8 protein-coding genes and 1 pseudogene are annotated in these 14,418 nt (G+C 70.1%); 5 read left to right on the forward strand and 4 right to left on the reverse strand.

Annotation, left to right across the window (positions count from 1 at the left end; all coding sequences use genetic code 11):
* Positions 1-30: 30 nt before the first annotated feature.
* The 3 genes from FHX82_RS06745 (at position 31) to FHX82_RS06755 (ending at position 5,308) form a co-directional block, all read left to right on the forward strand.
* A complete protein-coding gene (locus tag FHX82_RS06745; protein ID WP_145938562.1) occupies positions 31-447 on the forward strand; it encodes a DUF6401 family natural product biosynthesis protein in 417 nt (138 codons plus the stop codon).
* Between the two features lie 582 nt (positions 448-1,029).
* Positions 1,030-3,984 carry an AfsR/SARP family transcriptional regulator gene (locus tag FHX82_RS06750; protein WP_145939362.1) on the forward strand — a complete coding sequence of 985 codons (2,955 nt, stop codon included), beginning with the start codon at positions 1,030-1,032 and terminating at the stop codon, positions 3,982-3,984.
* Between the two features lie 694 nt (positions 3,985-4,678).
* Positions 4,679-5,308, forward strand: a complete 630-nt coding sequence (locus FHX82_RS06755) for an SDR family oxidoreductase (protein WP_145938560.1) — start codon at positions 4,679-4,681, stop codon at positions 5,306-5,308.
* Between the two features lie 6 nt (positions 5,309-5,314).
* Here FHX82_RS06755 and FHX82_RS06760 read toward each other — a convergent pair whose 3' ends face one another.
* Together FHX82_RS06760 and FHX82_RS06765 are read right to left on the reverse strand one after the other, a co-directional pair.
* Complete coding sequence (locus FHX82_RS06760; protein WP_145938559.1) at positions 5,315-10,180, reverse strand: RHS repeat-associated core domain-containing protein; 4,866 nt, start codon at positions 10,178-10,180, stop codon at positions 5,315-5,317.
* Positions 10,181-10,271: 91 nt separating this feature from the next.
* Positions 10,272-10,730, reverse strand: a complete 459-nt coding sequence (locus FHX82_RS06765; RefSeq protein WP_145938558.1) for an Lrp/AsnC family transcriptional regulator — start codon at positions 10,728-10,730, stop codon at positions 10,272-10,274.
* Between the two features lie 77 nt (positions 10,731-10,807).
* Between FHX82_RS06765 and FHX82_RS06770 the strand changes: the two genes are divergently transcribed.
* Positions 10,808-11,824 (forward strand): Glu/Leu/Phe/Val dehydrogenase dimerization domain-containing protein, encoded by a 1,017-nt coding sequence (locus FHX82_RS06770; RefSeq protein WP_145938557.1) that lies wholly within the window; start codon positions 10,808-10,810, stop codon positions 11,822-11,824.
* A 122-nt stretch (positions 11,825-11,946) separates the two neighbouring features.
* Here FHX82_RS06770 and FHX82_RS06775 read toward each other — a convergent pair whose 3' ends face one another.
* Both FHX82_RS06775 and FHX82_RS06780 read right to left on the reverse strand, forming a co-directional pair.
* Positions 11,947-13,053: an SPFH domain-containing protein gene (locus FHX82_RS06775; RefSeq protein WP_145938556.1), complete on the reverse strand. Its 1,107-nt coding sequence runs from the start codon at positions 13,051-13,053 to the stop codon at positions 11,947-11,949.
* A gap of 15 nt (positions 13,054-13,068) precedes the next feature.
* Positions 13,069-13,296 carry an NfeD C-terminal domain-containing protein gene (locus FHX82_RS06780; RefSeq protein WP_222426004.1) on the reverse strand — a complete coding sequence of 76 codons (228 nt, stop codon included), beginning with the start codon at positions 13,294-13,296 and terminating at the stop codon, positions 13,069-13,071.
* 172 nt (positions 13,297-13,468) lie between these two features.
* On the opposite strand from FHX82_RS06780, the pseudogene FHX82_RS06785 reads away from it, so the two are divergent.
* A pseudogene (locus tag FHX82_RS06785) lies at positions 13,469-13,888 on the forward strand (helix-turn-helix domain-containing protein); the annotation flags it as partial.
* Positions 13,889-14,418 lie beyond the last annotated feature (530 nt).

A 14,418-nucleotide genomic window follows, 5' to 3' on the forward strand; every position in this document is an offset into this window, starting at 1 on the left:
GACGGGCGGGTGTCGGCTCATCATCGGAGTATGGGCTGGGCCGATTACCTCGCGGATCGTTCCGCCCGGCGGTGGCTGCAAACCGTCGCCGGGCGGCTCGAGCCGGGCTGGCGAGCCCTGTCCGGTGACGCGGCGTTGTGGACCGCTTACGAACGGCACCTGGCAGCAGTGGCCGACGCGGTACGGTGCGAGGACGAACTGGTGGCCCGCACCGAACCGGTGAGTGACCTGGTCCTCATCGCAGGCCACGCCCACGACGTGTGGACCGAGGCCGAGTCCCGAGGCTGGGCGCCCCCCGCCCGCCCGGCGGACTGGACCACCGAGGAGTGGACGGGCCTGCGCCTGCTGGCGTGCTACCGACTGGCCGCAGGCGAACCCCACGGCCCAAAGCTGAGCCCAGCGGCAGCACTGGCCCGCCCAGCAACCACGAAAAAACGCGTACGGTAAGCGGAATCTTTCGCAAGCCACCCACCCCCACCACCCAACGCACACCCCGCGACGCAAACGCGAGCACCGCACTACTCCGCCCGGCCCTCCCCCATCCCCGATACAAAGCCGCCATTAACGGTCGGCATGGTGTGTCAAGGGTGAGGCGAAGCCTCATCGCGAAGCGACGCCGAAGGCGCCCTTGACGCGGCGTGCCGACCGTTAAAGACTTAAAAATCGGGGCGCCCAACGCAACCACGGTCCTCGCGCGCAGCGCGGCTCTTCGCGCGCAGCGCAGTCTTTCCGCTCCCCGCGCGGTCTTCCCACGCCCCGCGCACCTCGGCCCCGCGCACCTCCGGCCGCTAACGCTCCGCGCCTCCGCGCCCCTACACCCTCCACGCCTCCGCTAGCGCTCCACTCACTCCGCTCACCCCGCGCCTCCGCGCCCTCCACGCCTCCGCTAGCACCCCGCTCACCCCGCGCCCCCCATACCTCCGCTAACGCTCCGCGCCCCCTCACCCCACCCCCACACCCCCGCAAGCCCCCGAACAGCCCCACCTCCACCCCCATCAGAGCCCCAACGTTCACTGACCGGACATACGAATGGAGCTAGCGGGGCAGCGACTTTCACCCATACGATCCGGTCCGGTGATTTCCTTCCGCATCCTCGGCCCGCTCGAAGTCGTGGTGGCGGGCCGCACGATCGCACTGGGCGGCCCCAAGCCGCGCTTGTTGTTGGCGGCGTTGTTGTTGCAGCCCAACGTGGTCGTGTCGACGGATGCACTCGTCGAGGTGCTCTGGCCGGGTTCGGCGCCCCGCTCGGCGGCGGCCAACATCCGCACCTACGTGCACTCGCTCCGCCGCCGTCTCGCCGAGGCGGATCCCCTGCTGGCAGAACGGATCCAGGGTCGCGCGGGTGGTTACGTGGCCACCGTCGAGCCGGGTGAGCTGGACTCGGCGGTGTTCGAGCAGTGCCTTGCGCAAGCGGAAGCGGTGCCGGATCCGCAGAAAGCGCTTTCCGCGCTGGGCGAAGCGGCGGAGCTGTGGCGCGGGGAGGTACTGGAAGACCTGCCGCACAGCCACACCTGGAGTTCGGCCGTCGCGAGGCTCACTGAGTTGCGGCTTTCCGCGGAGGAGCAACGGATCCGGTGGCGCATCGGGCTGGGGGAACACGCCGAAGCCGTTGCGGAACTCCGTGCGCTGCTCGCCGACCACCCGCTGCGCGAGGAGCTGTGGCAGCAGCTGATCCTCGCGCTCGACGCGTGCGGGCGCCGGGCCGAGGCGCTCACCGCGTACACCCAGGCCGAGCGCGTGCTCCGCGAGGAACTGGACGCCGAGCCCGGCCCGCAGCTGCGCCAGGTGCGGGCGCGGCTCACCACCGCCGCCGAACCCCAGCAGCTCCCAGCGAATCCGGTGCCCATGTGCCAGCTTCCACTCGACCTCCCCGACTTCACCGGCCGCGAGGATCTCGTCGCGGACCTCGTCGCGCTCCTCGAAGAGTGCCGTGACGCCGGCCGTCCCGCTGTGGTCGTGCTGTCCGGTGCGCCGGGAGTGGGCAAGTCGGCTCTCGCGGTGCGGGTCGCGCACACGATGCGGACGGAGTTCCCCGACGGCCAGCTCCACATTGACCTCCGCGGCACCGCGGAATCGCCGCGCCGGCCGCTCGACGTGCTGCCGGAACTGTTGCGGGCGCTGGGAGTTCCCGACTCCGCGATGCCGCGCCAGCTCGACGAGCGCTCCGCGCTCCTGCGTGCCCGTCTCGCCGGACGCCGACTGTGCATCGTGCTCGACGACGCCGGAAACGCCGCGCAGGTTCGGCCGTTGCTGCCGGGCGCGGGTGCCTCCGCGGTGATCGTCACGAGCCGGGTGCGGATGCCCGACCTCGAAAGCGCCCGGACGTTCGATGTCAACGTTTTACCTGACGACGAGGCAACAAACCTATTGTCAACAATCGTCGGATCAGAACGTCTGACAAGAGAACCTGAAGGCGCGGCGGCAATCCTACGGGCCTGCGGTCGACTTCCGCTCGCCATCCGGGTCGCCGGAGCCCGCCTGAGTCACCGTCCTAACTGGACGCTTGCCCGGCTGGCGGACCGGCTGTCGGACGAGCACCGGCGACTCGACGAGCTGCGCGTCGGCGACCTCGCGGTGCGGGCGAGCGTGACGTTGAGCTACGACCAGCTGCCCGGCAGCGCGGCACGCGCGTTCCGCGGGCTCGGGCTGCTCGGCCCGGTGCAGTTCCCCGGCTGGGTCGTCGGGGCGGTGCTCGACCGACCCGACGGGGACGACGTGCTGGACGTGCTCGTCGACGCGCACCTCGTCGAACTGGTCGCCGCCGACGTGAGTGGCCAGCCGCGCTACCGGCTCCACGACCTCCTGCGGGTGTACGCCGCGGAGCAGGCAGAGGCAGAGCCGCTCGACGAGCGCCGCGGGCGGGTGCGGCGGGTGCTGGAGGGCTACCTGTCCCTGGCGACGGAAGCCGCGGAGCACATGCCGATCCACTTCTTCGGCGTGGTTTCGGTGCCCCGCGACGACGTCCCGTGGCGGCCGGCGAACGTGCCCGTCGACCCTGGCACGTGGTTCGAGGCGGAGCTGCGCACCGGAGTCGCGATGGTGGAACTGGCCGCGCGATGGGGTTTCGACGACCTCGCGTGGCGACTGACCGCCGCGTTGACGCCGTACTTCGACCTGCGCGGGCACCACGACGACTGGCAGCGCACGCACGAGATAGCGCTTTCCGCCGCTCGCCGGTCCGGGGACCGGCACGGGCAGGCGATCGTGCTGCGCAACCTCGGCCAGATCGACCTCTACCGCGACGCGTACGACGAAGCGCTCGACGCGTTCGAGCAGTCGCTGCGGCTGTTCCGCGAAATCGGCGACGCGAGTGGCGCCGGGATCGCGCTCGCCGGACTGGGCACGGTCCGGCGCGTGGCCGGGGAGAACGAGCGCGCGCTCGACCACTGTCACGAGGCGCTCGAACTCTTCGCGCGCGCCGGGAACAAGCACGGTGAGGCGGTGGTGCGCATCGCCGTCGGCACCGTGTGGCTGGCGCAGAACTGCTTCGCCACGGCGGGCCGCTGGTTCACCGACGCGTACGAGCTGTCGGCCGAGATCGGCGACCGGCACCGGGAAGCTCATGCGCTGCAACGACTCGCGCTGCTGCACCAGAGCCGCGGCAACCTCGGCGCGGCGCGCGAGGAGCTGGACCGGGCGATCGCGATCTTCGACGAGCTGGGCGACGACCACTGCGTCGGGTACGCGCACCAGAGCCTCGGGAAGCTGTACCTGATGAGCGGGGACCTCGCCCACGCGCGGCTGTTGCTGGTGAACTCGCTGTCGGTGCACCAGCGCAACGGCGACCGCCGCTCGGAGGCGGAGACGGCGGAGCTGCTCGGCGAGCTGCACGAACGCCTCAACCAACCGGACAAGGCCCGCGAGTACCTCGCCCGCTCGCTCGGCATCTGGCACGAGCTCCAGGTGAGCAAGCACGAAGAGGCCCTGCGGGAACGCCTGCGCGCCCTCGGCGGCCAAGACCTCCTGACCCTGCCGGGCGCCTGATTGTCGGACAAGCCTCAAGGTGCCTTGTCCGAATGTCTACAACCCTTCAATCCGACACGACAACTTGCCGATCCTTGACAGCAGCGGCGGCCGGGTCCGGCGGGCCGCGATCCGTGGCAACAACGGCCGACCGGTCCGGCGACCGCAGTCCATGACAGCAGCGGCCGAGCGGTTCGGTAAGCCGCACGACCCCATGGCAACAGCGGACGACCGGCTCGACGAGCCGCGCCATCCGTGGCGACATCGGCCGACCGGCTCGGCGAACCGCACCATCCATGGCAACAACGCCGAACGATCCGCGAGCGGCACGGGCGCGACGCGAGCCGCAAGAGCGATCAGCAAACCGCCTCAGCGCGACGCAACCAGCCACACCAGCGCGGCACAACCAGCCACACCAGCCGACGCAACCAGCCACACCAGCGCGGCACAAGCGGCACGAGCACAACGCAACCACCCGCAAGTGCCGCACCAGCCGACGCAACCAGCCACACCAGCGCGACAAGAGTCCCACGAGCGCGACGCGTGACCGCGCAGCGCCACATGAGCACACGAGCACACGAGCACACGAGCACACGAGCACACGAGCACGACGCAACCCGCGACCTCCCCACCCCACCCGGCGCCGGACCCCGCCATTGACCCCGAACTTGATCACGGCCATCCTGTTCCCCACGAGCGAGTCGGGGAGGCGCCGATGAGCAGCTTCGTCGTGGTGGGCGGAACCGGGCGGACCGGGCAGCGCGTGGTGCGTCTGCTCGCCGACGGTGGGCACGACGTCCGGGTGGCCGGCCGCGTGCCGAGCGGTGACAACGCGGTCGCGCTGGACCTCGCCGCGCCCGATCCGGCTGTCTTCGCGGGCGTCGACGGGGTCGTGATCACGGTCGAGCCGCCGGACGACGCCGCCGGGGCGGAAGCCGTGCTGCACCACGGGGTCGCAGCCGCGGCCGCTGTCGCCGCGCGTGACGACGTGCCGCTCGTACTCGTCTCGCAGATCTACGTCACCCGCGCCGCGAAGCATCCCGAGATGACGGCCCGCATCGAGGCCCGCGCCCGCGGCGAACAGGCCCTGCGCGAGAGCGGCGCCCAGTACACGATCGTCCGCCCGAGTTGGCTGCACGACCGCCCCGCCGACGGGATCCGCGTCGAACAGGGCGACACGGGCGAAGGCCGCGTGAGCCGCGACGCCGTGGCCGCCGCCGTCGTCGCGGCCCTGTTCGACCCCTCCGCCTCCGGCAAGACCTTCGAACTCTACGACGACGCCGAGTCCACGGAACCGGACTGGTCGACGATCTTCGCCTCGCTCAAGCCCGACGCAGTGGACTGAACCACCTCAGTCGTCGGAGTCCGAGTCGTACCGCGGGCGCTTGGACGGCGGCCCCGTGGGCGTCGGCGACGCCGGCGTCGGACCGGCGTCCACCGGCTTCGAGTTCGCCGGCAGGCCCTGCACCGGCTGGTACGACGGCCAGGGACCGCCGATGAACTTCTGGTCGTTGCGGTTGTAGTACATGTGGTGCGAGCCCCCGCTCGGCGTCGGCTGGTTGTACCGGTCCTCGTGCGAACCGGTGGCCGCCGAGGACTTGCTGTACTCGATGCCGTGATAGCTGCTGGCCTGCTTGTTGTACTTCTGGTTCTCGCTGAACGGCAGTTTGTGACCCGTCTCGTTCCAGTACGTCCCCGCCGCCTTGTTATGGCCCATGACGCCCTCCGGCCGCGAGATGATCCTGTCCGGCGTGCCGTCCTGGTGCACGGACTGGTATTGGCCGTGCTGGTCCATCCACTCCTTCAGCTTCGGGCCCTTGAGCCCGGGCGGCGGCTGGTTGATCAGCGCGTTCTTCCACAGCGGCAGCACACTGCCCTGGTGCCACGGCGGGTTCTTCATCCCCGCCGCCACGCGGTTCTTCTTGTCCTTGTTCTTCCCGGCCGGCGAAAGCTGCTGGTACCACGTGCCGCCGGGCGAGTTGTCGTAGAGCCGCCCGCCCGGTGAGTTGTGTGGACCACTCGGCGGCACGTTGGTGTTGATCGACAGGTTCGGCCGCTTCGTCCCGATACCCGAACCCGATGCGGAGGTGCTGCCCGTGCACGACTGTGGCCCGAGGCCGAGCGGGTCGGTCAGCACGTGCGGGTTGCTGACGTACGCGTACGGGTTCGGCCCCGGTTCGAGACCGAGCGGGTCGATGCTGAGATAACGTGCGGGCACCGGGTCGTAGTAGCGCTGGAAGTTGTAGTGCAGCCCCGTTTCCGCGTCGTAATGCTGCCCCGGGAACCGCAGCGGGGTGGGCTCGGCGGTCGCGGGACCGGCGGGCGCACCGTGCACGCTCGTCCGGCCGCACCACGCGATCCCGCCGCGGTCGTCGACCAGCTCCGCCGGGCTTCCGGTCAGGTCGGCCACGATCGCGTGGAACTGCTCGTCCACAAAGGACTGTCCAGGCAGCGCCACCCGTTCCCGTTGCGCGAGCGGGCGGAAGTCGTCGGGCTCGTAGTCCCACACCGTCGCCCGGACCCCCTGCGGCCCGGTGCTCGCCTGCTCGGCCAGCAACTGACCGTCCCAGGTGAACTCGACGCGTTCGAGCAGGGTGAGGCCGTCGACGGCGACGTGCTCCTTGGCGACGCGGCGGCCCAGCGGGTCGTAGGTGTAGCGCCAGGTGCTGCCGTCCGGCACCACCACCGACGTCAGCCTGTCCTCGTCGTTCCAGGCGAAGCGCCACGTCAGCTTCGCACCGCCGGGCAGCGCGCGTTCCCGCAGCACGACCCGGCCGCGGCGGTCGTGGCCGTAGCGCATGCCGCCCGCTGCGGTGACCAGCGGCCCGGTGAGGGTCCGGCGGCCGAGCAGGTCCGTCTCCGCCGTGGGCCACGACGCCTCGGTGACGTTGCCCGCCGCGTCATAGGTGTAGGACTCGGACCCGTGCGGCGCCCGGACGCCGGTGACGCGGCCGGTCACGTCGAGCGTGAAGTCGCGGGGACCGGTGGCCTGGTCGCGCAGCCCCGTCAGCATCCCGTCGGACCGGTAGGCGTACGCCCGCTGCTGCCCGATCCGCCCCGACGGGTCGGTGATCGCCTGCGCGGCGAGCTGCGATCCCGGCGTCCAGGTCTGGGTCAGCGTCGCGCCAGGGCCGAGGGTGCGGCGCACCTCGCGGCCCACCGGGTCGTGGGCGAACCGCAGGCTCCGGCCTGACAGGTGCACCGCGACCGGCAGGCCGGCCGGGTCGTACTCCCACGTGCTCTCCGCGCCGGACGGTGTCAGCCGCCGGACGCGCCGACCTTCCGCATCGTAGGCAGATCGGACTGTCCGATTGTTGACAGTCTCCGCGAGGACGCGCCCCGCCGCGTCGCGCTCGAAGCTCACCCTCGTGGTGCCGTTGTCGGCCGCCATCAGGTAGCCGGCCGCGCTGACCTCGAACGTCGTGGTGGTTTCACCCACGGTCTGCGCGACGAGGTTTCCGGCCAGGTCGTAGGAGAACGTCGTGCGCTGCCCGTCGGGCCGGACGCGTTCGACGAGCTGGCCCGCGGCGTCGTAGGCGAAGGTGGTGACGGCGCCCGAGAAATCGGTCTCCCGCACCAGGTTCCCGGCCGCGTCGTACTCGTAACGCCACACCCGGCCCTGCTCGTTGGTCACCTCGGTGATCCGCAGCAGCGGGTCGTAGGTGAAGCCGACGCGGCTGCCGTCGGGCGAGATCTGCGCGGACGGGAGGTCGAAGTGGGTGAACTCGCCGAGGGTCGCCGCTCCGGTGGGACCGGTGTGCACGCGGTTGTTGCCCTCGCCGTCGTACACCCACTGTTCCCGGCTCCCGTCGGGGAACACGTGCCAGGCGAGCCGACCGTCCACTGTGTACCCATAGCGGTCCGCAGCGCCCAGCGGGTCGACGACCGCGACGATGCGCCCGAAGGCGTCGCGCTCGTAGCGGGTGGTCGCGCCTAGCGGGTCGGTCTCCGCCACCACGAGACCGGCCGGGTCGTTCTCCACCAGGCTGGTGGCGCCGGTCGCGTCGGTGATGCCGACGACCAGACCGCGCTCGTCGAGCCGGTAGCGGGTGGTGCCGCCGTCCGGAGCGATGACTGCGATCAGGTTCCCGCGCTCGTCGTAGGAGTACCGCGTAACGACGCCCGGAGCGTCGAACACCGACAGCGGGCGACCCGCCGCGTCGCGTTCCCAGAGCCGCTCGGTGCCGTCCGGCCGGATCTCCGCCACGACGTTGCCGCGTTCGTCGTGCCGGTACCGGGTGGTACGGCCCAACGGGTCGGTGCGGCTCAACAGCCGGCCGTGGTCGTCCCATTCGGACACCGTCGCGTGCCCGAGCGGGTCGACCTCGCGGACCACCTGCCCCGCCTCGTCGAGGTGGTACTCCGAGCGTTGCCCCAGCGCGTCGGTGGTGCGGGTGATCCGGTTTTCGGTGTCGTACTCCAGGACACCGGTGAGAAAACCGCCCGCGCCTTCGGTGCGCACCACGCGGCCCGCGCCGTCGTAGCCGTAGCGGTACCACTCGCCGTTGCGGTCGTCCCAGGCCACGATCCGGCCCGCGCCGTCGTACTCGTAGCGGAACGGGCGCCCGGACGCGTTGGTGACGGCGGTGAGGTCGGAACCGGTGTAGCCGTAGCGGACGAGCTCGGTCTCCGTTCCGTCCGGCGCCACCGAGAACAGGGCCGTGACGAGCCCGCCGTCGGTCTCGAAGCGGATGAAGTGTCCGGCGCTGTGGCGGATTTCGACGGGCGTGCCGTCGTCGGTGCGGTAGACCTCGAACCGGTTGCCGTTGCGGTCGGCCACCCAGGCCAGCAGCGCCGCGCCGGGCCCCGGCGCGAAGTAGAGCAGCCGCTCGTTTTCCTGGTCGTCGAGCAGGTATCCGCCGTCCTCGGTGCGGGCCAGCGGACGGCGCGGCCCGCGTTCGGCGAGCACCCAGCCGTCCGTGACCGGCACCGGATAGCGCTGCAGGGTCCCGTCGACGGCCGCGAAGCTGACCCCGTCGGCGTCGGCCTCGATGCGCTGGTCCACTGTGGACGTCCACGCGCCACCGAGCGACCGCCCGGTGCGGTAGCCGGAGAAGTGCGTCCGCTCGAAGACCAGCGGGAGCGCGCCGAGGAACGTGACGTCGATCTCGGTCATCACCAGCTGGCCGGTGGCCACGTCGATCGGGTCGAACTCGCACTTGGTGTTGTCGATCGAACGCGGGTTGTCGCCCTGGTCGCGCAGGCCCTTCGACGAGTCGCCACCGGGGTTGCCGCGGGAACCGCCGGACGACGACGGACTGGTGCCGCCCTTGGGGTTCGGCGGCGGCGTGTGATCCGAGGAGGGACTGGTGTCGCCTTTGTCACCCTTCGGCGCCGGGCCGGGATCGCCGTTGGGCGTGCCGTGGGGCGAGGCCGACGACGGGGTGGTGCCGCCGAGGTCCTTGGTCTGGGTCTTCGGCGCCGGGCCGAGGTCCTTCGGCTTGCCGACGCCTGCCTTGCTGCCCGGCTTGAGGTTCTTGAACGCCTTGCTCGCGTCGCCGAACAGCTTGCCCGCCTGCTTCAGCAGGTCGCCCAGCGCCTTGAGGGCCTTGACCAGCCGCTTGACGAGGTCCGCGATCTTCGACGACACCTTCGCGACCTCGGCGATCACCTGCGGCACCACCCACGCCGAGGCGATGCCGAGGGTGAAGACCACCTGCAGCGCCCAGCTGATCAGGTGCCCGATCAGCTCCGCGATGATGTCGCGCACGAGCGCCCGCACCGCCGCGACGACCTCGCCTGCGGTCTTGATGCCCGAGGACGCACCGTCCGCGCCCTTCTGGGCCGACTCCAGCAACGCCATCGTGTCCGAGCTCTGCTGCCGGTAGGCGTCGGCGGCGGGACCGGTCCAGCCGGTGATGTCCGCGTCGACCATGCCCTTCAGGTCCTGGCCGATGTCGCCCAGCTCACCGGCGATGTTCTTCCAGGTCTCCGACTGCGCGGTGATCGCGTCCGGGTCCCCCGCCAGCGCGTTCAGCGCCTCCTTCAGCGGGCCGACGTGCTCCATCAGCCAAGCGACGCCGGCGGCGAGGATCGCGCCGAACGGGTCCATCGCCATCGACAGCGCGTCCAGCGCCGTGCCCACGGCACCCATCGCGACCGATGCCCAGTCGCCGCTCTTGATCGCCTGGTCCAGGTCGTTCGCCGACTCGAGCAGGGAGATGCCCGAGTACGCCTTCGTCGAGTCCTGTTCCTGAGCCACCAGTGGATTGCCCACCACACCCCCCGAACGCCACGTAATCCCGTCAAGATAACAAGGGGAAGAGATCGATGGTCGAAGACGCGGGAATATTCCCCTTCGTGCACTCCTACTCGGGCAGGGCTTCCAGGACCGGTCTGCGCAGGTGCTGGTAGATGATCGACGTGCGGAAGCCCACGATCTCCCGGCGGCTGGTGAACCGGTCGAGCAGGAACGCGTGCAGGTGGTCGATGTCCTGCGCCGTCACGTGCACGAGGAAGTCGTCACTGCCCGCCATCGTGTAGACGGCCAGCACCTCGGGCAGTTCGGCGACCGACCGCTCGAAGGACTGGACCACGCTCCGGCTCAGCGGGCGCACCTGCACGGCGACCATCGCCTGCACGGTGCGGTTCAACGCGGTCAGGTCGATCTCCGCGTGGTAGCCCCGGATGACACCGCGCTGCCGCAGCAGGCGCGTCCGCTCCAGGCAGGTCGACGGCGCGATGCCGAGCTTCCGCGCGATGTCCCGGTTGGACTGCCGCGCATCCTCCTGCAACTCCCGCACGATCGCCGAATCAAGTTCGTCCACGACCGGCTCCTCTCCTTGTTGACCGAACAAAGTTCGGAAAGTCGGATTGTCTTTTGTCAACAAGCTAGCTTCAAGCCATGGAACACGAAGATCTGACGGTGCGCCGGGGGCGGCGCTCCGGCTTGCCCGTCATCATCGCGGTGCACTCGCGGGCGCTCGGCCCGGCTGTGGGCGGAGTGCGGTTGCGGCGTTACAGCTCGTGGCGGGACGGGGTCGACGACGCCCTGCGCCTGTCGGAAGCGATGACCGCCAAGTGCGCCGCGGCGGGCCTGGCCTTCGGCGGCGGGAAGAGCGTCATCGCGCTGGACGAGGACACTCCGCTGACGCCGTCCCTGCGCCAGGCGGCGCTGGACGACCTCGGGGAACTGATCGCCGCCCACGACGGTTCGTACCTCGCCGGACCCGACGTCGGCACCGGTCCGGCGGACATGTTGGTGCTGCGGCAGCATTCTCCGCACGTCTTCTGCCTGCCGGAGGAAAACGGCGGTACGGGTACGTCGAGTATCCCGACGGCGGTGGGTGTGCTGGCGGCGTTGCGTGCGGGGGTGCGGCACGTGTTCGGGGCCGATTCCGTGGCCCGGCTGACAGTGGTGATCAGCGGCCTGGGTTCGGTAGGTTCTCTGATCGCGCAGGGACTTCCGGGTGCTCGGGTCGTGGTGTCCGATGTGGACAGCTCTCGGCGCGATCCGGCCTACGAGTGGGTCTCACCGGCAGAGGCCCTGCGAACTCCGGCGGACATCTTCGTCCCGGCGGCCGTCGGCGGCGTGTTCTCTCCGGAGACGGTGGCGAACGTCCAGGCACGGCTCGTCGTCGGGCCCGCGAACAACCAGCTGACGGCCTATTTGGTGGCGGGGCTCCTGGCTGAGCGGGGCGTCACGTGGATCCCGGACTTCGTCGCCAGCGCGGGCGGGGTCATCTACACCCTCGGGCGCGAGGTGGAACACCTGACACACGAGGAGGCGATGGCCCGCGTGGAGGGTATTGGGTCCACTGTGGATTCCCTCCTGGGGTCCGCAAGGACTCCACTCGACGCGGCAATGGACCTGGTCCGCGAACGGCTCACTCGCCCTCGGGCGGACCTGGCTTCTCGCTGAGACAGGGGGCGTGTCGAGCTGCTTAGGGTCCACTGTGGATTGACAACCTAGTGATCCTCGCTGCGGCAGGGGCGCGCCGAGCGAGTAAGTCCACTGTAGACTCCGCTCGACGCGCCCCCCGATCACTGACCTTCCGGCAGGCTCGGCTTCTCGCTGACGAGCCCCTTCTTCACCGAGTCCAGGATCGCCATGCCCTGACCCACCAGGCCCGAGGCCAACTCGCCCAGGCCGTCCGCACCGTTGAGGATGTTGACGTTCGCCCCCGACAGGCCGTGGGCGGCCTCCTTCACGATCTGCGGCAGCTGGTCGATCAACATCCGGTCCAGCGCGACGCGGTTGTGCGACGCCGCCGCCTCAGCCTGGATGCGCATCCGCTCCGCTTCGGCCTGCGCCAGGATCCGCACGCGCTCCGCCTCCGCGTCCGCCGGCTTCACGACCTCCGCCACCAGCTGCTGTTGCCGCAGCTCGGCCTCGCGCTCCGCTAGCTCCGTCTGCATCGCGATCACCTCGCGCTGCGCCCGCGCCCGCGCGAGCGGCCCGGCCTGCCCGGCCTCCGCCTGCGCCTGGTCGACCTCCGCCTGGTACTGCGCCTGCACGACCGCCGTCTGCCGCGCGTACTCGGCCTGCCGCCGCTGCGACTCCTGCTCCGCCTCCGCCGCGGCCTGGTTCGCCTGCGCCTGCGCGATCTTCGCCTGCCGCTGGATCGCGGCGTTGTGCGGCGCGGCCATCGCGGCGATGTAGCCGAGCTTCATGTCGTCGATCGACTGGATCTGCAGCGAGTCCACGGACAGGCCGATCTTCGCCATCTCGGCCTTGGACCCGTCGAGCACCTCCGTGGCGAGCTTCTGCCGCTCGGTGACGATCTCCTCCACCGTCATCGAACCGACGATCGAGCGCAGGTGCCCGGCGAAGATGCGCCCGGTCAGCACCGCCATCTGGTCCTGGTCGGAGAGAAAGCGCTGTCCCGCGTTGATGATGCTCTCCTCGTCGTTGCCCACCTTGAACGCGATGACCGCGCGCACACTGAGCGCGATGCCCTGCCGCGTCACGCAGATCTCCTCGACCTCCGACTCGCACATGGCGAGCGTGAGGTACCGGACCTTCCGGAACAACGGCACCACGAAGCTGCCGTGCCCGATCACCACCCGGAACGGGTTGTCCTCCCGCCCGTTCCGGCCGCCCGAAATCAGCATGGCCTGGTCAGGGGCCGGAACGTGATAGCCGAACATCTCTCTTCGATCTCCTCATTCGACGCCGGGAAGGTCCGGCCAAGGCACGACGTCCACGGTCCGCGCGCCGCGCGAGCCGATGACGAGTACGGGCGTGCCGAGCGGGATCGGTTCCTCGGACCAAGCCAGATAGGTTTCCGTGCCACCGCGGATCCGCACCCGCACCTCGCCGGGGCCGGCCTCGCCACGCGTCGCGTGCACGAGTTCACCGGTCCGGCCCACCACGGTGGGATCGCCGTTCACAGCACAGAATCTACCTCTCGCCCCGATCTTTCCGCAGGAAAAACTGCCATCCGGACAAAGGGGAGAATTTCCCGGGAACCCGGAACAACTCGGTCATGATCCACAACGCGAACGTGCACAATGAGCCATTTTCATCGTGACGGTGCGGGTCACGGCGCAGCGAGAGTCTGATGTGGATATTTCGTTGTCCAACCGCGGCCTGCGCCACCTCGCCGACCTCATCCGCACCCACTGTCAGCAGCGGCGATCCCGGTGGCGGCGCCTGGCCCCCGGCCGGCAGGCCCTGCCAGCTCTGGCCCACCTGCGCAACGGCGACGCCCTGACCCGGCTGGCCGCCGGGTTCGAGGTCGGCCTGGCGTTACGTTCGTGAGGCCATCGACCTGCTCGCCGCGACCGCCGGGGAGCTGCAGACCGCGATGGCCAGGACCAGACTGCTCGCGTTCGCGATCGCAGATCCAGCGGGACGGTTGTTCTGGGCGTCCGCAGCTCTACCCGGCTCGGTCCATGACCTCACCACGGCCCGCACTCACGGCAGCATCGACGCCCTGATCGCCAAAAGATCATGACGTTCGCGGACGAGGCCTACCAAGGCGTCCGCATCACGTCGAGAATTCGATCCACCAAGGATGAAAAGACTCGTTGTCGAGGAAACCGACTGAGGCGGACTCGGCGGCTCCGCCCCGCGCCAACGCAGTGGCCGGCACTGCGTGCCTGTCGCCTTCGCCTAGACCGGCATCCGGCTACGCCCGTGCCGTCCGATCGCCCGAGGCGTCACGGTACTGCTTAGGCGAGGAACCGACCACTCGCCGGAAGGCCGTGCTTGACCTCAAGGTCGTGCAGCGCCCGCACATCCGGCTGGCGGAGTCAGTGCTGAACCTCCAAGACCCGGGGAAGGCCACGCGCCAGAACCCCCGGGCGTCCTTCCACCATCCTCGAACGGCACGAGAATCAATTGTGGCGGGGTAGGAATGCCGAGGCTCCCGGTCGCGGCATCGAATTTGGTCGATTCGATGTCCTGCTAGGAGCCTCGCCCTCACCGATCAGCGGCCCCTGCCGACCCTGGCTGATCTGCAAGATCAAGACAAACAGCAAAGACGATTGCCCTATTGTCCTCCTGCCGAC

The organism is Amycolatopsis bartoniae, assembly GCF_014191255.1.
Taxonomy (GTDB): Bacteria; Actinomycetota; Actinomycetes; order Mycobacteriales; family Pseudonocardiaceae; genus Amycolatopsis_E; species Amycolatopsis_E bartoniae.